General features: G+C 48.5%; 19 protein-coding genes. 12 read left to right on the forward strand and 7 right to left on the reverse strand.

All coding sequences use genetic code 11. The annotated features are described in order from the left end of the window. Positions 1-52: 52 nt before the first annotated feature. On the forward strand, positions 53-607 hold the full coding sequence (locus C7I86_RS13290) for a DUF2854 domain-containing protein (RefSeq protein WP_010873725.1): 555 nt from the start codon (positions 53-55) through the stop codon (positions 605-607). A 16-nt stretch (positions 608-623) separates the two neighbouring features. Here the strand turns inward: C7I86_RS13290 and acs are convergent, their stop codons facing one another. Beyond that, a complete protein-coding gene (acs, locus tag C7I86_RS13295; RefSeq protein WP_010873726.1) occupies positions 624-2585 on the reverse strand; it encodes an acetate--CoA ligase in 1962 nt (653 codons plus the stop codon). Between the two features lie 245 nt (positions 2586-2830). On the opposite strand from acs, the gene C7I86_RS13300 reads away from it, so the two are divergent. Further along, positions 2831-3184, forward strand: coding sequence for a hypothetical protein (locus C7I86_RS13300; RefSeq protein WP_010873727.1), 354 nt, complete (start codon positions 2831-2833; stop codon positions 3182-3184). Between the two features lie 124 nt (positions 3185-3308). On the opposite strand, the gene C7I86_RS13305 is transcribed toward C7I86_RS13300, so the two are convergent. Then, positions 3309-4265, reverse strand: coding sequence for an acyl-CoA desaturase (locus tag C7I86_RS13305; RefSeq protein ID WP_010873728.1), 957 nt, complete (start codon positions 4263-4265; stop codon positions 3309-3311). A 110-nt stretch (positions 4266-4375) separates the two neighbouring features. Here C7I86_RS13305 and C7I86_RS13310 point away from each other — a divergent pair, with 110 nt between their 5' ends. The 3 genes from C7I86_RS13310 (at position 4376) to C7I86_RS13320 (ending at position 6441) form a co-directional block, all read left to right on the forward strand. Further along, positions 4376-5623 carry an aminotransferase class I/II-fold pyridoxal phosphate-dependent enzyme gene (locus C7I86_RS13310; RefSeq protein WP_010873729.1) on the forward strand — a complete coding sequence of 416 codons (1248 nt, stop codon included), beginning with the start codon at positions 4376-4378 and terminating at the stop codon, positions 5621-5623. 129 nt (positions 5624-5752) lie between these two features. Further along, positions 5753-6085 carry an MliC family protein gene (locus C7I86_RS13315; protein WP_010873730.1) on the forward strand — a complete coding sequence of 111 codons (333 nt, stop codon included), beginning with the start codon at positions 5753-5755 and terminating at the stop codon, positions 6083-6085. Between the two features lie 32 nt (positions 6086-6117). Then, positions 6118-6441: a hypothetical protein gene (locus C7I86_RS13320; protein WP_231848820.1), complete on the forward strand. Its 324-nt coding sequence runs from the start codon at positions 6118-6120 to the stop codon at positions 6439-6441. 6 nt (positions 6442-6447) lie between these two features. Here C7I86_RS13320 and C7I86_RS13325 read toward each other — a convergent pair whose 3' ends face one another. Next, the gene (locus C7I86_RS13325) at positions 6448-7371 is read right to left on the reverse strand and encodes a PstS family phosphate ABC transporter substrate-binding protein (RefSeq protein ID WP_010873732.1); all 924 of its coding nucleotides are present in this window, start codon (positions 7369-7371) and stop codon (positions 6448-6450) included. A gap of 112 nt (positions 7372-7483) precedes the next feature. Beyond that, on the reverse strand, positions 7484-8677 hold the full coding sequence (locus C7I86_RS13330) for a DUF4105 domain-containing protein (protein WP_010873733.1): 1194 nt from the start codon (positions 8675-8677) through the stop codon (positions 7484-7486). A 192-nt stretch (positions 8678-8869) separates the two neighbouring features. Between C7I86_RS13330 and C7I86_RS13335 the strand changes: the two genes are divergently transcribed. The 6 genes from C7I86_RS13335 (at position 8870) to C7I86_RS13365 (ending at position 16597) form a co-directional block, all read left to right on the forward strand. Then, a complete protein-coding gene (locus C7I86_RS13335; protein ID WP_010873734.1) occupies positions 8870-9802 on the forward strand; it encodes a GDP-L-fucose synthase in 933 nt (310 codons plus the stop codon). Positions 9803-9827: 25 nt separating this feature from the next. After that, complete coding sequence (locus tag C7I86_RS13340; RefSeq protein ID WP_010873735.1) at positions 9828-11741, forward strand: S9 family peptidase; 1914 nt, start codon at positions 9828-9830, stop codon at positions 11739-11741. Positions 11742-11835: 94 nt separating this feature from the next. Continuing rightward, a complete protein-coding gene (gene rpmG, locus C7I86_RS13345; RefSeq protein WP_010873736.1) occupies positions 11836-12033 on the forward strand; it encodes a 50S ribosomal protein L33 in 198 nt (65 codons plus the stop codon). A 96-nt stretch (positions 12034-12129) separates the two neighbouring features. Further along, positions 12130-12345 carry a 30S ribosomal protein S18 gene (gene rpsR, locus C7I86_RS13350; protein WP_010873737.1) on the forward strand — a complete coding sequence of 72 codons (216 nt, stop codon included), beginning with the start codon at positions 12130-12132 and terminating at the stop codon, positions 12343-12345. Positions 12346-12610: 265 nt separating this feature from the next. Further along, positions 12611-13813 (forward strand): alanine racemase, encoded by a 1203-nt coding sequence (alr, locus tag C7I86_RS13355; protein ID WP_010873738.1) that lies wholly within the window; start codon positions 12611-12613, stop codon positions 13811-13813. A 234-nt stretch (positions 13814-14047) separates the two neighbouring features. Beyond that, positions 14048-16597, forward strand: a complete 2550-nt coding sequence (locus C7I86_RS13365; RefSeq protein WP_223211291.1) for a PAS domain S-box protein — start codon at positions 14048-14050, stop codon at positions 16595-16597. On the opposite strand, the gene C7I86_RS13370 is transcribed toward C7I86_RS13365, so the two are convergent. From C7I86_RS13370 to C7I86_RS13380, 3 genes are all read right to left on the reverse strand, one after another. Beyond that, positions 16546-18240 (reverse strand): SulP family inorganic anion transporter, encoded by a 1695-nt coding sequence (locus C7I86_RS13370; RefSeq protein ID WP_010873740.1) that lies wholly within the window; start codon positions 18238-18240, stop codon positions 16546-16548. The genes C7I86_RS13365 and C7I86_RS13370 overlap by 52 nt on opposite strands. A 284-nt stretch (positions 18241-18524) precedes the next feature. Continuing rightward, the gene (locus C7I86_RS13375; RefSeq protein ID WP_010873741.1) at positions 18525-19640 is read right to left on the reverse strand and encodes an ABC transporter permease; all 1116 of its coding nucleotides are present in this window, start codon (positions 19638-19640) and stop codon (positions 18525-18527) included. Positions 19641-19653: 13 nt separating this feature from the next. Next, the gene (locus C7I86_RS13380) at positions 19654-20109 is read right to left on the reverse strand and encodes a pre-16S rRNA-processing nuclease YqgF (protein WP_010873742.1); all 456 of its coding nucleotides are present in this window, start codon (positions 20107-20109) and stop codon (positions 19654-19656) included. A 228-nt stretch (positions 20110-20337) separates the two neighbouring features. Here C7I86_RS13380 and C7I86_RS13385 point away from each other — a divergent pair, with 228 nt between their 5' ends. After that, positions 20338-20634, forward strand: coding sequence for a hypothetical protein (locus C7I86_RS13385; RefSeq protein ID WP_223211292.1), 297 nt, complete (start codon positions 20338-20340; stop codon positions 20632-20634). The last annotated feature ends 28 nt before the right edge of the window (positions 20635-20662 follow it).

A 20662-nucleotide genomic window follows, 5' to 3' on the forward strand; every position in this document is an offset into this window, starting at 1 on the left:
TGCCGTGGGACAATTTGCCCATTTTTTTTCCTTGGTAAGGATATTGACTTAAATGCTTCCTAAAATTTCTTTGGCCGCAGTGGGGTTAACGGTGGGGGGAATCCTCACCATTACAGGCTTTGTGGCCTACGCCCTCGACTATGCCACCCTCAATCTGGCTGGCTTTTTCTATGGCATTCCCTTAGTGTTAGGGGGCTTGGCCCTTAAGGCGGCGGAGTTGAAACCTATTCCATTTAGTCAACCGACCTCAGAAAAAATTATCGCCCTGCGAAACCAACTGGCCACCCCCACCCAAAATCAAATTCGCAAAGATGTGACCCGTTACCGTTACGGCCAGGAAGCCCATCTGGACGAATCCCTAGAGCGCCTAGGTTTGAGTCCCACGGATGAAGAAAGACCAGTACTCACTAGTCTTTTGGAACAGGATTGGGAGGGAAAATACGTGCTTACCCTAACCTTTACCTCCCCCTTCATCAGCCTGGAAACTTGGCAGGAAAAGCAGGAAAAAATTGCCAAATTCTTCGGCCCAGACCTGGAAGTTACCGTCGCTGAGCCGGAAGAAAAAGTGGTGACAGTGAATCTAATTTCCCAATTAGCCCTCCCGTAATTTGTCCAACACGCTATTAGCCCTCCCGTAATTTGTCCAGCACTGTCCGGTCCTCCAGGGTGGAAGTGTCCCCGGAAATTTCCTGCCCGGAGGCTAAACTCCGCAACAGACGACGCATAATTTTGCCGGAACGGGTTTTGGGTAACACATCGGTGAAACGGATTTCCGCTGGCCTGGCGATCGCCCCAATTTCTTCAGTGACGTGCTTGACCAAATCTTTTTTCAACTCTTCACTGGGTTCAGCGTTACCCTCCAGAGAAACAAAGGCGAAAATGGCTTCCCCAGTCAATTCATCGGGGCGACCCACCACCGCCGCTTCCGCTACGAGGGGATGGGAAACCAAAGCCGATTCAATTTCCATAGTGCCTAAACGGTGACCAGAGACATTAATCACATCATCCACCCGGCCCATGACCCAAAAATAACCGTCTTTATCCCGGCGGGCCCCGTCCCCAGCAAAGTAGAGATATTGTCCCTCCTTGGGTTGAATATGTTCCCAATAGGTATGGCGGAAGCGATCGGTGTCGCCGTACACATCCCGAATCATGCTGGGCCAAGGTTGTTTAATCACTAAAAAGCCCCCTTGGTCTGACTCGACGGGATTGCCATCTAAATCAACAATTTCCGCCACAATGCCGGGAAAAGGTTTGGTACAAGAACCGGGTTTGGTAGGGATAGCTCCAGGTAGGGGAGTGAGCATAATGCCGCCGGTTTCCGTTTGCCACCAGGTATCGACAATGGGGCATTTACCGCCGCCAATGACCCGGTGGTACCACATCCAAGCTTCGGGGTTAATGGGTTCCCCCACAGTGCCCAGTAAACGGAGAGAGGATAAATCCCTGGCGTTGGGTACGGCTTCCCCCATGCGAATAAAGGCTCGGATGGCGGTGGGGGCGGTGTAGAAAATATTCACCCCATACCTTTCAATTACGTCCCAAAAACAACCGGGGTTGGAGGGGCGGGGCACCCCTTCATACATTACCGTTGTTGCACCGTTGGACAGGGGGCCGTAAACAATGTAGCTGTGGCCCGTAATCCAACCCACATCAGCGGTACACCAATAAACGTCCGTATCTTTGAGGTCAAAGATCCATTTGGTGGTCATGTGGGTGTAAAGGTTGTAACCCCCGGTGGTGTGGACCACGCCTTTTGGTTTGCCAGTACTGCCAGAGGTGTAGAGAATAAACAGCATATCTTCACTGTCTATGGGTTCCGCTGGGCAATGGGCCGACTGTTGAGGTTGGAGTTCGTGCCACCAGTGGTCCCGTCCCGCCGTCATGGTCACATCGGCTTTAGTTCTTTGCACGACGATGACGTTTTCCACGCTGGGGGCACCGTGTTCCAGGGCCTTATCCACTTCCTGCTTCAGGGCGATCGCCTTATCTTTACGAAAACCACCGTCGGCAGTTATGACCAATTTGGCTTCAGCATCCACTAATCGATCCCGCAGGGCTTCCGCACTAAACCCACCAAACACAACACTATGGGGCGCACCGATACGGGAACAGGCCAACATGGTGATCGCCGCTTCGGGAATCATGGGCAGATAAATTGCTACCCGATCACCTTTTTGCACGCCTAAACTTTTCAGGGCATTGGCAAACTGACACACTTCCCGATGGAGTTGGGCATAGGTAATTATCCGGGAATCTCCCGGTTCCCCCTCCCAAATAATGGCCGCCTTATTGCGCCGCCAGGTGGTTAAGTGCCGATCCAAACAGTTATGGGAAATATTTAACTGACCCCCCACAAACCATTTCGCAAAGGGAGGTTGCCAATCCAAAACCTGGTCCCATTTTTTAAACCAATGTAATTCCTGCTCCGCCAGCTCACCCCAAAACTTCTCCGGATTGCTGGCCGCCCGGCTGTACAGTTGCTCATACTCCCGCCCACTACGCACGTAAGCCCGCTCACTAAATTCTGTAGGGGGATCAAACAGTCGCTCTTCCTGCAGGATGGATTCAATGGTATCTGACATGGTTCTCCGTCAAAGTCTTTAATGGCTTGGGCCCAACGTTGATGATTGTCGCAAAAATTTTTCCCCTTTCCCCAGATTTGTAACCTTTTGTATTTCTTTGCCTCTGCTGTTTACCCTGGGGGCGATCTAGGATAGAAGAAGGAAACTAGTATTGGTCCGGGTTAATTGGACAGTGGGGAAAAGATCAAGAAAACATCGGACCCTTTACACGCAGCCCATAGCCCATTCACTCGGAGGATAAATCTATGAAACGGAACTATCTACTGACGGCGATCGCCACCCTTGGGATTTTGGCCAGTCTAGCCCCCAACGCCAACGCCCAATTTCGTAACTACAATCGCTACAACAACTACAATAACCCTGGCGATCGTATTGGCACTCCTGGTTTTAGCCAACCGATCTTTATGCCTAATCGCAGCGATACCTATCCTAATAGTTACTACAGAGGCCACAACCGTAATTACCGGGGCAAGGACGAATTAACCATCATCAATGGCGGTAGTAATTGCATCAACTGTAGGGTGGACGGTTGGGAGCGTCGGGATAGGGATAATAATTGGCACCATCAACGTTATCGCCAGGAGTATTTTTATTACTAATATTGCCCTAGTTAATAGCAACAAAAATCCCCGCTGAACTTAATGAAGTCAACAGGGAAACGGTTGCTTATGGGGAAACCTTAGTGATGATCAGAAAATGTCTGAATCATGTTCAAATCATTTCCTAGGCTTTGTTGGCCATCGCAGTTTCCGGAGGAAGTTTAATATCCTTGGCTAACCCCAGCAAAGATAGGAATTTAATGGTCATCCAAGTTAAATCCACTTCCCACCATTGCAAACCATGGCGAGCAGAGTACTGATAGGCGTGGTGATTATTGTGCCAACCTTCACCGAAAGTTAACAATGCTACCCACCAACAATTGCGGGAATAATCATTGGATTCATGGCTAACGTAGCCGAACTTATGGGTGGCACTGTTGACAAACCAAGTGAAGTGGAAAACAAACACTAGGCGGACAAAAATGCCCCAAATAACGAAGGGCCAGCCCCCTAAGGCAAATAAAATCAAGCCTAGGGCGACCTGGATAAGAATTAGATTATTCTGGCAAAATTGATAAAATTTATCGTCTTGGATATCCTTGGTGTAGCGGGGAATATCAGCTTTAGCAGGAATTTCAAACATCATCCAGCCGATGTGACTCCACCAAAAACCCTTATTAGAATCGTGGGGATCCGGGGTGGTGTCAGAAAATTTGTGGTGCATACGGTGTAAGCCGACCCACTCAAATACGCCCCCCTGACAGGCTAGGGTGCCACAGATTACGAAAATATACTCTAACCATTTAGGAACATTGAAACTGCGGTGGGAAATACAACGGTGAAAACCTAAAGTAATGCCAATGCCGCCGGTAATTACATAGAGCAAGAAAGCCATCCCCACTGCTTTCCAACTGAAAAACTGGGGCAGGAAAGCCAACAGGGCCACCAAATGAATGGAGGTAAAAAAGAAGATCACAGTCCAAGCTGGAGTCAACTTGGGCTTGGAATCGTTGGGAAGAGCAGCAGTCATGAAAAAAAACCTAACGAAAAAACGGAATAATTGGCGCTTGTTAAAAACGATTAAACTATTGTCAAAAAGTTTGCTTAAATATAGGTATTCAATGTTTAATGGGTTTAACATCGCCGGGATTTACCAACCATCCAAGAAAATCGAATCGGTGATGATCTCGAAGATTGAAAGATAGTTTAAGGGGAATTCCCAAATAACATCAAAAGTTAAATAATGTCTTAATGAAATATTCCAGCTTCCTTAAACAAGCAGAAGAAAACCTAGTCCCAATCTTTTCGGAAATCGACGCAAAGGTCAAGGAAAATCTGTACAAAGTCATAGAGGCATTTCGGCACCATCGGGTAGGGGTACAGCACTTCGCCGGGGTGAGTGGTTATGGCCATGATGACCTAGGCAGAGATACTCTGGACGGGGTTTTTGCTCAGGTGATGGGGGCAGAGTCGGCCGCTGTACGGGTACAGTTTGTGTCCGGAACCCATGCGATCGCCTGTGCGTTGTACGGCATTTTGCGACCGGGGGATGAACTACTGTCGGCGGTGGGCTCTCCCTACGACACCCTCGAAGAAGTGATTGGTCTTAGGGGAAGTTGTCAAGGCTCCCTCGCTGACTTTAACATTTCTTATCGTCAATTGCCCCTCACGGCGGCCGGCACGGTGGATTGGCAAGGGCTAGAAACTGCAGTGCGTCCGGAAACTCGCTTAGTTTTAATCCAACGTTCCTGTGGTTACAGTTGGCGCCCCAGTTTGGCGATCGCCGACATTGCCAGAATTATCGAAATTGTTAAAGCCCAAAATCCTCGCACCCTTTGTTTTGTGGACAATTGCTACGGGGAATTCATTGAGACAGTGGAACCGACGGCGATCGGAGTGGATCTGATGGCTGGGTCTTTGATTAAAAATCCTGGGGGCACCATTGTTACGGCAGGGGGTTACCTAGCCGGGAAAGAGGAATGGGTGGAAGCGGGGGCCTATAGATTGACTGCCCCAGGCATTGGCCGGGAAGGGGGAGCCACTTTTGACCAAAATCGTCTGTTATTCCAAGGCCTCTTCCTTGCCCCCCAAATGGTGGGGGAAGCGATGAAATGTAACCATCTGCTGGCCCATGTGTTTGACCAATTGGGTTACCCGGTTAATCCTGCGCCCCTATCTCCCCGCCGGGATGTGATCCAAGCCATTCAGTTGGGCAGTCCAGAAAAATTATTGGCTTTTTGCCGGGCTCTACAAGGAGCTTCCCCCATTAGTTCCTATCTTCAACCCGTACCCGCCGCTATGCCTGGTTACGCCAGTGAAGTGGTGATGGCTGGGGGCACATTTATTGACGGCAGTACTTCCGAGTTGTCCGCCGACGGACCATTGCGGGAACCCTACACCGTTTTTTGCCAAGGAGGCACCCACTGGACCCATATGGCGATCGCCTTGGAGGAAATTTTGGCCGCCTTTGAGGAGTTGGAGGACGGGAAAAAAGCCTAGATCGTCAACATATCAGCCGTTTAGGGAAGTGGTCTGTGGCAGGGCTAGGAAGACCATCGCCGGTCATAGAATCAGGGTAGCTGGTCAAAACAGCCACAGTATTTGGAGGCGTGATTGACACGATTAGTTATGAAAAATTCCTATTCCGCTCTCTGGGGTCGCCCAGCTAAAGTTGTCCTAGTGGCCCTAATTCTTGGTGGCTTGGGTTTAGCGATACCTAGCTATGCCCAGGAGACCCAAACTTACTACTGCTCCCCAACCGAAACATTGACAATTAAAATGGTGGAAGGATCTGCCATTCAGGTTACCCTGCCGGATGGTCGCACAGTGGTTTTACCCCAAGCGGAATCGGCCTCTGGGAATAAATACAGCAATGGTTTCATCACCGTTTGGTCCAAGGGCAACACTGCCTTGGTGGAAGAGGGCGGCAACGTTAAATGGCAGGATTGCGTCAAAATTTGATCATGTTCATCCCTTCAGAGGACATTAACGCCATGGTTACTACTTCCACCGATCAAACCCGGCGATCGCCTACTTTTTTGTTGGTAACTTTACTGAGTTTGTTAACTGCGGCGTTGGTGTTCTTTCCCGTGCTGGCCCAGGCGGGAGAAGAGGAAAATCCCAATAATCCCATGGGTTACGAAGATGCGGACCGGAAGGATTACGAAAATATGAATCAGGAAAATTATCAGGATTTAACTGACGAAAAATCCGTCGATGATAATAGCTTAGATTACGAACAAGACGATCAGTATGAGAATGACAACCAGTATGAATATGAAAATCAAGATGATGTAAAGTACCGCAATATGAACTAATTAGACCTATTCAAAGGCATTGGTGATCGCCTGTTGACCCTGGGGGCTAGTGGCAAAACCCAAAAATGCTTCCACCTGGGGTGAGGGAGGCGTTTTGTAAAAATAAAATAATTGTCGTCGCAGGGGGTAATTTTCCTGGTTGGGGCTAAGGCTGTCAATGGGCACAATCCTGGCAGTTTGCTGGTTCTCTACCTGTCCATAGGTGGCGTAGCTGATGCCATTGCTACCCAAAGCCCGAATGATCGGGGTGGTGGCATCCCTGGGCATAGTTTGGAAATTTGCGCCCTGGCCAAACGCTTGTCCTTGCAACACTTGGGCGGCAAAGGTTTGTTGGGTGCCACTTTCAGAAGGTCGATTGATTACTTGAATAGTGTTGTTTGGCCCCCCAACCTCAGACCAGTTACTAATTTTTCCCGTAAAAATATCCCGCAACTGAGCCGAAGTTAACCCTCCAGCAAAGGGATTTTGCCTGCCCACCATAACGGCGATCGTGTCACTGGCCACCGGCACCGCCGCAAGGCCTTGGGCCTGTTCCTGGGAAGTGAGGGGACGGGAACTAGCAGATAGATCAACTTTGCCCAAAATTAGGTTCACAACGCCCTTGTCGGTGCCCTGGGCATCGGTTTGCACCACTGTGCCGGGGAAAGTTTGCTGAAATTGAGCCTTCAGGGCCTCATTGATGTTGACCATACTAGTAGAGCCATCAATGGTAACTTTTGTCCCCGCTGGAACTTGGGTTGGCGCCACAAACGCATCGGAAGCTTGCAATTCTGGGGGAGGAGGTAACTGCCCTGGTTCGTTAACCATCTCTCCTGGGTTTTCACCACCTGTTTGGAAGCGTTGCCATAGCCACCAACCGCCCCCTGCCACCACCACTCCGGTAATGGCTAAAGCTCCGATTAAGATAACCGCTTCATTTTTTTGCCCCATGGGTCATTGCTCCCAACTCTGTGCCATCGAAGTGGACAGATCATAGCCCATTTAGCTTTCGTTAACCTGTACTTAACCTCCCATCAATTTTGTCTAGTTCCCTCGATGAATTTTAAAGAAAACCCCAAGATTGAAGTAGCTCAAGAACAGCCGGCTCCTCCTCGTAATGACCAATAGCATTCACCTCATCAGGCGCAATTAATCCCCTTGTCCGCAGGGCTTCCGCCGACTTGTCTGGATGGATAGTTCCATTTGTCCAAGGGGGCCACAAACAATCTGGCTGAAACTGATGGCCCTTGGCATACTCAAGCAACCTAAACTGCCCATTCGTGCAATTCCGCTCCGTGAGCAAATAGTGCTTATTTAGGCGACTCTCTGACGAAATACGAAGAAATTTGTCTATATATCTATTGATTTCGTTATGGTTCAACTGAAGAGGATACTGATTAATATTTGCATTTTTCAACCGCGCATACGTGTCCCATAGGCGAAATTCCCTTGTGTGGATCGCGAAAACAAGTAAACGGGAGCCGTCAAGCACACTTAAAAGAAGTTTCGGGTTGTAATTAATTCGTCCTATTTCCTGGCCAGAGCCCACGCCGTGAATAGAAAAAAACAACTCATCAACAATCTTGTAAGGCACTGCTTCATATGGCCATTGGTGATGGAGTAAAACCTGGTGACCGGGTTTAAGCCTCATGCGAACCTGGGAGTGAATGCCTAAACGACCTAATACTGGTACATCCGCCTCAACAACTTGAAAAATCATGTCTGCAATTGAATCGCGAGAAAAGACCGCAATGGCAAAACCATCTAAGTCCCGCACATTGGCAATAACAACCTGATTTTCAGTTGGTTTTAATCCCAAAAAATTCAGCTCCCCTGGCGTTATTCCTATAACGGGCCTGAAGTGCTCAACATTCACACACTGTCCAGCGTCGGCCGGATTTGCTCCGGGAGGAGTGGCCGTTGACCAAAAAAGCCTACCATCTTCATTCTGCCAACGGCGAACACGGTCCGGATCTGGACGAATAAACACTCGCGAAGGAAATTCATAAGGGTCATCGGTCTGGCGGCAACTGTCATCCTCGTTGAAAGTCATTCCATGGGACATTAAAACCTCCCGATTGATCGCCTTACATTCTGGTTCTGCACCAGTAGCTTCCGACCCCATGAACACAACAGCAAGCGCACTAACTAGAAGTTTAATTACCGTCGATTTGGCTAACTTACCCTTCGAGAAAATTGTACTTGGACTATAAACACATAAGTTCTGATTTCGAAGGAAAAAATTGAGTTCCATCATTCATTTCTCTCCATTATCTGGATGCAAGCCAGAAAAAAGAAAAGACACGAGGAAATATTAAAGAGTGAAATATAAAAGACAATAATACTTATTATAATTAAAATGGCATGGTCACAGATGTGAAATAGTCCAACGCTCTCTCTTGTATGATGATAGGGCAAGAAAAGTTTCAGTATTTTTAAGGATAAACGGATGAAAATTTTGGTCACCGGCGGCACGGGCTTTTTAGGCACAACCCTCTGCAATCAACTAGAGGCCCAGGGTCATGAGCTAACCAAAATCAATTCCCGTAACTGTGACCTGACCCAACCGGATTCCCTACATCAGTTTACCAAGGGCAGTTTTGACCAAATTTATCACCTGGCTGCTTGGACCCAAGCGGGGGATTTTTGTTTGTCCCATCCGGGGGAACAGTGGCTGATCAACCAAAAATTAAACACTAACGTTCTAGATTGGTGGCATAGTCAACAACCCCAGGCGAAGTTGATTTTTATGGGCACTAGTTGCGCCTATGATCCTAATTTGCCCTTGGAGGAGGAATATTACCTCACTGGTTTACCCATTGATAGTTTGTTCACCTACGCCATGACCAAAAGGATGCTTTATGCGGGGGCGTTGGCATTGCAAAAACAGTATGGGCTCAAATATCTCTGCTTAGTACCTTCTACCCTATACGGCCCCGGATACCATACCGATGGGCGGCAGATGCATTTTATTTTTGACCTGATTCGCAAAATTATTCGGGGTAAGCTCTACGGCGAAACGGTTACTCTCTGGGGGGACGGTTATCAGCGGCGGGAATTGGTCTTTGTAGAGGATTTTGCCCGCATTGCCCTGGAACTGGCGGCCATGGTGGATAACGATTTAGTCAATATTGGCGCGGGGGAAGAATTTACCATTCGTCGCTTTGCGGAATTAATTTGCCAGGAAGTGGACTACGACTTTAACCTGATTGAATTCGATACCAGCCGTTACGTGGGGGCCAAATCAAAATGCTTGGGGGTGAAAAAACTCCATGGCCTAATGCCGGATTTACAACTGACCAGTTTGGATCAGGGTTTGGCCAAAACCATTAAGTGGTTCTGGAGCGAACAGGAAAAGTTGGTGCCTGCTTCTGTATCCTGAAAGGGTAACTAGTTTCCCCTCTCCTGTGATTTCCATGACCACTAAACAGATTGCCCCCTATGGTTCCTGGCGATCGCCAATTACGGCCGATGCGTTGTTGGCGGGGAGTATTGGTTTGGGGGCAGTGCAAAACAGCGGTGAAGATGTCTTTTGGCTAGAAGCGAGGCCGGCAGAAAAAGGGCGTAATGTTCTAGTTCACCGGCAACCCGATGGCACTGTGCGGGATGTCACTCCGGCCCCTTTCAATGTCCGCACCAGGGTACACGAATATGGTGGCGGAGCCTTTTTGGTCACGGCGGATGGGGTTTATTTCAGTAATTTCAGCGATCAACAGGTTTACGTCCAAGGCGTTGGGCAAGAACCGCAACGATTGACCAACAGACCAGACTGTCGTTTTGCTGATTTTGTTTTGGATCAACCCAGACAAAGATTAATTGCCGTTGGTGAACGTCATCACTCAGAAGCAAAGGAGCCGGAAAATTTTCTCGCCGCCATTAGTCTAGAAAATGGAGAGGTCACGACGATCGCCACGGTCCATGATTTTTATTCTTCCCCACGCCTCAGTCCTGACGGGCAGAAATTGGCTTGGATTACCTGGGACCATCCCCATATGCCCTGGGATGCGACCCAACTATGGTTGGCCGACATTGACCAAGCAGGGAACCTCAGTAATCTTAAAATCATTGCTGGCCAGGCAGGTAATGAATCCATCCATGAACCCCAATGGTCCCCCGACGGCAGTTTATATTTTGTTGGCGATCGGACTGATTGGTGGAACCTATACCGCTATCACAAAGGGGAAGTGGATAACGTTTTTCCCCTCGATGCAGAATTTGCCTATCCCCATTGGGTATTTGGTTTACGGAGCTATACCTTTGTCGATACCGACACGATTCTTTGTACTTTCACCCAGGATGGCGCTTGGCAGTTGGGCAAACTGAAACCCTCCCGTAAACAGTTAAGCATTTTGGGACTGCCCTACAGCAATTACTCTTCTTTATGTAGTGACGGCAAAACTCTCTGGTTCATTGGCAGTGGTCCCACCACATCATCCGCCGTGGTTGCCCTAGCAGTGGAGGCCCAAGAAACAGAAATTCTCAAAGTGGCTAGTGATTTTACCCTTGACCCAGCCTACCTTGCCCAGCCCCAAGCCATCAGTTTTTCCGGTGATGATGGTCAAACCGCCCACGCCTGGTACTATCCCCCCACCAACGGTGATTTCCGAGGCCCCTCCGATGCCCTGCCTCCCCTGTTGGTCAAAAGCCATGGTGGTCCTACGGCGGCGGCCGGTAATTCTCTGAGTTTAAAAATTCAGTATTGGACTAGTCGAGGCTTTGCCTATGTGGATGTCAATTACGGTGGCAGTACGGGTTATGGCCGGGATTATCGTCAACGGCTAAATGGTCAGTGGGGCATTGTTGATGTGGCGGATTGCGTCAATGCGGCCCGTTACCTGGCAGACCAAGGTTTGGTGGATGGGGAGCAACTGGCCATTTCCGGTGGTAGTGCGGGGGGCTACACTACCCTGGCAGCCCTGACTTTCCACAACGTTTTTAAAGCCGGGGCTAGTTATTACGGTGTGAGCGATTTGACTGCCCTGGCCACCGATACCCACAAATTTGAGGCCCGTTACCTCGACGGCCTAATTGGCCCCTATCCAGAAAGAAAGGATTTATACGAACGGCGATCGCCAGTGAACCATGCAGACCAGCTTACTTGCCCGGTGATTTTCTTCCAGGGCTTGGAGGACAAAGTTGTGCCCCCTAACCAAACGGAAATGATGGTGCAAGCCCTCAAAGCCAAAGGCATTAAGGTGGAATATGTGGCCTTTCCCGAAGAACAACATGGCTTCCGCATGGCCGCCAACATTAAAAAAGCCCTGGAGTCAGAACTTGCTTTCTACGGCGAAGTGTTCGGCTTTACCCCTGCCAAAAATTGACGGCCAATGACCAGGGGCAGATTTTGTCCCAAGACTAATTTGTGCAATAATCAGAGTTTGCGTATAAATTACCGTATTCCTTCCCGCAACAGTTATGGCTAAAAAAGGTAAGGGGGCACGCCTCGTCATCACCCTAGAATGCACCGAGTGCCGCAGTAACCCCGACAAGCGTTCCAATGGCGTTAATCGTTACACCACGATGAAAAATCGTCGTAACACCACCGCCCGGTTGGAACTGAAAAAATTCTGCACCCACTGCAACAAACACACTATCCACAAGGAAACCAAATAATTTCCCTGGTCTGTGAACATTTTCCTTAGTTCGGTATCCGCTTTGTAACCGAGATGCCCAAACTAGCACCCTATCAAGTCATCTTCGCTAATCTCCATGAACTACTACCGTAAACGCCTTTCTCCCCTGCCCCCCAATCAGCCGATTGACTATAAAGACACGGAATTATTGCGTAAATTCATCACTGAACGGGGTAAAATTCTCCCCCGACGCATCACTGGTTTGACTGCTAAACAACAACGGGACTTGACCACCGCAGTGAAACGCTCCCGTTTGGTGGCTCTCTTACCTTTCGTCAACAAAGAAATTTAGTTTTTCCGTCTTTGGGCTAAGAATAGTCTGAGAATAAGAATAAGTAGATATTCTTTATGCGTCTTTCTACCTCAGGGTAGCAAATACGGGGAAATGCAGTGGCTTTTGTGGTTGCTGCATTTTTCTTTACTCGTGAAATTCATCGGTCAGAGAAATTTTGGTCGGAGTAAGCCAATTTCTATCCTAGGGAACTGGAACTTTTCCAACTTTGCCCTTATCTTAGGCGTATCCCCTTGGGGAATTTGGGTGCAGAGGAGTAAACTTTATGGTCTTGAGTCGAGACGTTAAATCTTCCCCGGAGCAAGCCTCTAGGGTTTCGTCAACGTTATCCGGCTACCGTTTAGCTGAATTGATTCGTCAGCGGGCTTGGGTGGAAATTGACCAAGCGGCGTTGGTGCATAACGTCCGGCAGTTCCGCCAGTATGTGGGGCCAAAAACTAATTTGATGGCGGTGGTCAAAGCCGATGCCTATGGCCATGGAGCAGTCCGGGTAGCCCAAACTGCTTTACAGGCCGGGGCTGATTGGTTGGCGATCGCCACTTTGGGGGAGGGCATCGAACTGAGGGAAGCGGGCATCACCGCCCCGATTTTGCTTTTGGGAGGTATTAATAGCCCAGAGGAAATTGAAGCCATTGCCCATTGGCGACTACAGCCCACCCTCTGCTCCCCGGAACAGGCCCAATTGTTCAACGATATTTTGCTTAAGTTGGGTAAGGTTTTACCCGTACATCTCAAGCTGGATACGGGCATGACTAGGTTGGGTACTCCCTGGCCCCAGGCGGCGAACTTTGTTGGTTTGGTGCAATCTTTGCCCCAGCTACGGCTAGCTAGTTTATATTCCCATCTGGCCACAGCGGACGACCCCAACACCGCCACCATGCTCCAGCAACAGGAAAGATTTGCCAAGGCGATCGCCAGTTTGCGTCAAGCCCGATTACCCATACCCAAATTACATTTAGCTAATTCTGCGGCCACCCTCCACGGCCAGGCTTGGCACTACGACATGGTCCGGGTAGGTTTAGGTTTGTATGGCCTTTATCCTGCTCCCCACCTAGGCGATTGCCTGGACCTAAAACCCGTATTAACAGTGCGGGCCAAAATCACCCAGATCAGAACCATTCCCCCCGGCACCGGCGTTAGTTACGGTCACCAATTCGTTAGTGAAGAAACCATGCCCATGGCAGTAGTGGGCATTGGCTATGCGGACGGTGTCCCCCGTAATCTTTCCAATCAATTGGAAGTGCTTTTGCGGGGCCAACCAGTGCGACAAATCGGGGCCATCACCATGGATCAAATGATGGTGGATTTACGGGGCATTGATGATCCCCAAGTGGGGGAAGTGGTTACCCTGATTGGCCAAGACGGCGATCGCCAAATCACCGCAGACCATTGGGCCTCTACTTTGGGCACCATATCCTGGGAAATTCTCTGTGGCTTCAAACACCGTCTACCCCGTATTCTTATCTAATCAGCCATGGTGAATCCCTTGCAACCATAATTGCTGACCGGAAAAACTGCCCAGTTGCCAAGCCCCCAGAATTTCGCTCGAAGGTCAACTAAATGGGGCCGATTCGCTCTGTAAATTAATTCTTTACCCACAGGCGATCGCCCGAAAAACAAATTACCATAGTGGTGGATGACTGCCATTAACTTTTCAGTCGTTTTGTTTTATTTATTGACATACAAATTTTCCTAACCGGCATTGGCTGATTTTTTGCCCAAAAAACATATTCCTTTGTATTGGGTACTAATTCTCCCCTTAGTGCTGCAAGTTTTGCTGGTTATGGCAGTTTTGGTCTTTTCCGCGCTATCGTTAGATTTTTTCGGTCAACTTAATAATAATGTCTATCTTTTTCTAGTTCTGGGCATTATCATTTTTTTAATTCCCGCCCTGACTAGTCTCTACATTGCTCGTTTAGTCATTGAACCCCTACGAAAACTAGTTACTACCAGTCAAAATTTAGCCCAAGGCACTTCCCACGGCACCATAACACAACCAGTGGCCATTGCCGAAATTCAGCAGCTTGCCAAAGCCATCAATGGTATGGCCCTCCGGTTACAACAATCCCTGGCACAAACCAAGGAAGAACTCCAAGGCTCCAAAGAACTATATCGGCAAGTAGTACAAAGTCAGACAGATTTTATTTTACGCTCCCAACCAGATACCACCATCACCTTTGCCAACGATGCCCTTTGTCAAGCCCTAGGGCTTGCTTTACCCGAGGTAATCGGCTTGCAATGGCTAGACTTCATTGTTGAAGAAGACTTGAAAATAGTGCTGGACAAAATAGCCTGCTTAACCCCAGAACAGCCACAATTTATCAATGAAAATCAGGATAAAAGGGCAGGAGGAGTATTAGGTTACACCCAATGGGTTAGTCGGGGAATTTTCAATGACAAGGGTCAATTAATTGAAATTCAGTCCGTTGGTCGGGATATTTCAGCCCTGAAAGAAACCCAACTGGAATTAAGACAAAGTCAAAAATTTATTGAAAGCATTGCCGAAGCAACCCCCAGCCTTCTATACATATATGACCATATTAAGCAAGCCAATATCTATAGTAATCGTTCTGTTGCTGAATTTTTAGGTTATTCTCCAGAAGAAATTAAAACAATGGGGGCCAGCTTGTTTACAAATATTTGCCATCCAGAAGACTTGCCACGAATTTTAGCCGCCATTGAAAATTGTCAAAAATTAAGGGACGGTGAAATACTTGAAATTGAGTATCGTGTCCGAGATGCTAGACAACAATGGCGCTGGCTCCTAAGCCGAGACTTAGTTTTTACCCGCACAGAAACAGGACAACTTTGGCAAACCTTAGGCACAGCTCAGGATATTACCCAACGGAAAGAAGCGGAAATAGAGTTGGAAAAAATTAAAACTTTTCTTGCTTCCATTGTGGAAAATATTCCTGACATGATCTTTGTTAAAGATGCAAAAACTCTGAGATTTTTAGAATTAAATAAAGCTGGTGAAAGTTTAATCGGTTATACGAAAGAAGAAGTGTTAGGAAAAAATGATTATGAGCTATTTCCTCAGGAGCGGGCTGAATGGTTTATCCAAGAGGATAGGCAAGTTTTACTATCTGGAGAAGTTCAAGATATCCCCATGGAAGTTATCCAAACCTGCCACGAAGGGATACGTATTTTACACACTAAAAAAATCCCTATTTGTGACGCATCCGGTCAAGCGCAATATTTATTGGGTATTTCCGCTGATATTACTGATCTGTTGGAATCCCAACAACGTTTGCAGGAATTAGCTCGCCATATTCCGGGGGTAATCTATCAGTTTCGCATGCGTCCCGATGGTACTTTTCACTTTCCCTATGCCAGTGAGGGGATTCGGAAAATTTATGGAGTTAGCCCTGAGGAGGTAAAAGAAGATGCCACCCCAGTTTTTAACGTGTTGCACCCTGATGAATTGCCAGGAGTTTCCCGATCCATTTATGAGTCTGCAGCAAACCTAACTCCCTGGTATTACGAGTATCGAGTTTGTTTTGCTGATGGACGAGTGATCTGGGTATTAGGCTACGCCACGCCCCGGAGGGAAAGCGATGGAGGAACCATTTGGCATGGCTATATTAAAGACATTACTGATCGCAAAGAAGAAGAATATTTATTAATTAAAGCCAAAGAAAGGGCAGAAACAGCGGAGCAAACCTTACAAAAAGCTCAAATTCGGCTAGAAAGGTTTAATAAAAAACTAAGTCAATTAATAGATATTGATGGGTTGACGAAGATTGCTAACCGTCGTTGCTTTAATGTCCGCATTAAACAAGAGTGGCGGAGATTATCTAGGGCTCAAGTGCCCATATCCTTAATCATGTTTGATATAGATTGCTTCAAAAATTACAATGACCGCTATGGCCATCCGGAGGGGGATCTGTGCTTAATTAGGGTGGCCCAAGCAGCTAGAAAAGCTGCCAGTCGGCCAGCGGACTTAGTGGCCCGTTTTGGGGGGGAAGAATTTGCGGTGCTTTTGCCCGAAACCGACACCAAGGGGGCAATTATGGTTGCCGAGAAAATCATTCAAGCCATCAGCCAATTGGCGATCGCCCATGAAGCTTCCCCCATTAGTGGGCAAATCACAATCAGTTTGGGCATCGGCACCCAGTTTCCCTCCAAGGAACTCATCTCCAGGACCCTTATCAAACAAGCGGATATGGCCCTGTATGAAGCAAAACGCCGGGGCAGAAATCAGTATGTGGTCTGGACGGAAGAACTGGAAGGGGAGTCCTCACTTTCATGAGGTCCCAAAGCTAGGACAGCGTCCTTGAGAGCTTCAGAACGGTCGTCATAGCAATTACTTTCAGGAACAAAGCGGAACACTTGCAATTTTTCCAAGCGTCGCTTGGTTTGCCCTGTTGCCCCCACAATGTAAACGGCCCGACCTTTTTCCGCCGCTTCTTCAATGGCATTTTCCAGGGCCAGGGAAGCGGTTACTCCCAAATGGGGCACATCGCTCAGATCAAAAACAATGGCGGCACATTCTTGAATGGCATTATGTTCCCTGGCGATCGCCTTGGCCACCCCAAAAATCATTGGGCCACTGAGTTGGAAAAGCAAGACCCGGCCATTGCCCTCATCTAGCCAACGTTTCTCATTGGCGGAAAGGAGAATTTCGTCGTCGGCATCGCTAATACTTTTCACAGCTTTGGACTGCAACGCACTCATACGGTCAATGGTGAGAATATTGGCAATAAATACACCAATACCTACTGCCGCAATTAAATCCACCAACACCGTCAGGACAATGACGGCATACATAATCAAGGCCCCTTTGATGGAGACATGGTGAGCCCGCTTGAGGAACCCCCAATCAATAATGTCCACCCCAACTTTGAACGCAATACCAGCCAATACGGCTAGGGGAATGGTAGCCGCCAATTTAGCTGCGCCTAAAATTACCACCAGCAACACCATCGCCCGGATCAAGCCAGACAGAGCTGTGCGTCCCCCGGACTGGATATTTACCACCGTCCCCATGGTGGCCCCAGCTCCCCCCAAGCCACCAAATAAACCGGACATTACATTGCCGATGCCCTGGCCGACTAATTCCTTGTTGGAGTTATGTTCTGTGCGGGTCAAGCTATCAGCCACCACCGAAGTCAGGAGGGCATCAATACAGCCCAGCATTCCCAGAACAGCCGCATCAATCAGCATTCTCTGTAATTGATCAGCCTGAAACACTGGTAGCTGTAGAGCGGGCAAACCGGCCTGAATTTCCCCAATGCGACGGATATCCAGATCGCCAAATAGGGTGATGGAAATAATTGTCCCCAACACTAAAGCCACCAATTGGGGCGGAGCAAACTTTTTCCAACGGGAAGGCATAAACCAAATAATGCCCACCGTCATGAGCGCCAATAGGGTTTCCACCGGCCTGACATTGCTTACTAGGTTAGGGAGGGCCTGGAGGGTGCCGATTACCCCTCCCTTGGGACTAGCTTGGCCAAGAAAGGGAGCCAGTTGCAAAATCACCAAAATAATCCCAATGCCGGACATAAAGCCGGAAATGACTGTGTAGGGCATCATGGTGACATATTTGCCCAATTTGAGCAGACCAAAGGCAATCTGGAACAACCCCGCCATCATTACCACAGTGAAGGCCATGGCCAAGCCATTGTCGGGATCTGCCGCCACTAAACTAGCAATAACCGCCGTTTGCACCACCGTCATGGGCCCAGTCGGTTCGGAAATTAAGGTGGGGGTGCCGCCAAATAAGGCCGCGAAAAACCCTACGATCACCGCCCCCCAGAGTCCGGCCGTAGCCCCTGCTCCGGAAGCAATCCCGAAGGCTAAGGCCATGGGCAGGGCAATAACCGCCGCTGTAACCCCGCCAAAAAGGTCCCCCTGCAGGTTCCTAAAATGAATTTTGTTAGTTATTTGCATTATTCAATATCCCCAAAAATGGGTTAGTCATAGTCTTTAGTCTATTTAAAATAGATTTCCATAGAGAATATTCTAGGGCTGGTTTTTACTTCAGGCAATGATACAGATAGATAAAATCTATACCAAATGTCAAAAGAGGACTCCCGTTAGAGCCTGAGCGGTGAGATCAATTTTGGCCAATGATTAAACTAAATCTTTTTAGGGATAGGGATTGATCGGTGCTCTGCTGTCGAGCTTGGCAACCATAAATCTTCCCCAGCCCCCATTGAGCAAATTTTTCTCTATTATTCCCCTAAACTGCGGGGATCTAGGGCATCTCGCAGGCCGTCTCCCAATAGATTAAAGGCCAAGACAGTCAAAATAATTAGTACTGCGGGGGGCCAGACCAACCAAGGTTGCAACACCAAGATAGAAGCATTGGTGGCAATGGAAAGTAAATTTCCCCAACTAGGATCCGGTTGTTGAATGCCCAGGCCGATCAAGCTCAACACTGATTCGGCCACAATAAATCCGGGCACTGCCAACGTGGCGGAAATAATAATGTAACTGGCGGTTTGGGGCAAAATGTGGCGCACAATAATCCTTGGTGCCCCGGCCCCCATGGCTTTGGCGGCTTGGACGTATTCCTGTTGTTTGAGGGAAAGCACTTGACCTCGAATTACCCTAGCTAACCCAGACCAACTAATGAAAGAAGTAATTACCACAATGAGCAAAAACCTTTGGGCACTGCTCAGACCAGGAGGTAACACCGCCGCTAGGGCCACCAACAGGTAAATGCCAGGGATGGTCATCAGCACTTCTACTAGACGCATTAAAACCACGTCTAACCAACCACCGAAGTATCCAGCAATGCCTCCCACCACCATGCCCAGGGGAAAGGAAATGGTAATCCCAATCAAGCCAATGAATAAACTAATGCGGCCACCAAATAATAAACGGCTAAATTGATCCCTTCCTTGTTCGTCTGTCCCCAATAAGTTGAGCTTACCCGGCCCTAAGGTACCAATTAAATGGCGATCGCCTGGGATACCCGGAAAAATTTCCACTGGGGCAAAACTGGGGGGTAAGGGTAATTTAATTTGTCCCCAGACGTAACTATCCCCTTGGACCCAAAGGCGGACTGGGGAAGGTTGGCTGAAATCTATCTCTAAAGGTCTTAATCCCGTTTCTAAATCGGTGGGTAACTGGCGGGTGGGGTAAACGGTGGGCCCGATCCATTTCCCCCCCGGCGATCGCCAATGGATTTGGGTGGGAGGCAGTAGGGAACCATCCACTTGGGCGTTGTAGGGATTATAGGGGGCAAAAATATCCGCTCCAATGACAGCGACGTAAAACAACAATAGTAGTATGGCACCCCAACGAGCCAGGCTATTGCGCCGCAGTTTTTTCCACCAATCCATAAAAATTTGTCCCCTAGCAACGGCCGCTATCCAAATCCAGATAACGCTCAATCAACAAAATAGCAACAATATCATCCACCGGGCGGGGGGGAGTCCTCAAACCCAAGGGCACCAAACGCCCTAATCCCTGAGGAGGATACATTTGCCAATATCTTTGCCTGGCTTCCACAGTACTGTTTTTTTCGTTCACCAATGCCAGGGCCATGGCTGGGAGTAAGTAACTTTGCAATTGTTTTTGCCATTGTTTAGCGGTGGTTTGATTCCCCATTACTACTTGCTCCACTTGATACTGCTCACACAGGGCCGGCAGTCGCTGGGGCACTTCCTGGGCCGCAATGGTTTCATGGTACAAAATTTGGCGATCGCCAGTCATCACCGCCACCCCGCATTTATCCCGACCAGGATCAAATCCTAAATAATTCATACAACTTGGTAATTTATTTAATTTTCCAGTGGGCCAACGTCCCATGGTAATGGTTAGGCTGTCATCCAAAAACTTGGTCTTTAACCTAGTCCGAGAAAATCTTTGGAAAAGCGTCGTACCATTGAAAAATCTATCGGAATTCCTTTGCAAAGGAGAATTTTCACAAAACTTCTTGACCGGGGTTGAAAGTGAATTTTTCCCTGGGCAGTCAGTCTAGGGTGTGATAGAGAGAAAAGGCGGTTGAGTATATCATGGGCATATAAGACGTTTTTGTTGGTTGCCACTGCCTTGCATAGCGAAGTTATTTGTTTTCCTCAACTACCCCTCGCTGTTTACCGGGAAATCGCGGCCCATGTGCAACAGCTTGCCGGTGTGACCGCGACCCTTCTGACTCCCACTTTTACCCAGTTTGACTATTTCAACAGTCAGGTGGGGGGCCTGGAGCTGACCCTACAGGATGATTTTTCCCCCGGCGATCGCCAAATTATTGAGGAAATTCTCGCCTTCTATGCCAAAAGATACGGCACTCCCGAGCGACGGCCCGCCATGGTTTCTTCCTACACCGCTTAGAATATCTGCTCCACTGGTCGAGAACTAG

Origin of the sequence: Synechocystis sp. IPPAS B-1465 (genome assembly GCF_003015225.1) — a bacterium.
Lineage (GTDB): Bacteria > Cyanobacteriota > Cyanobacteriia > Cyanobacteriales > Microcystaceae > Synechocystis.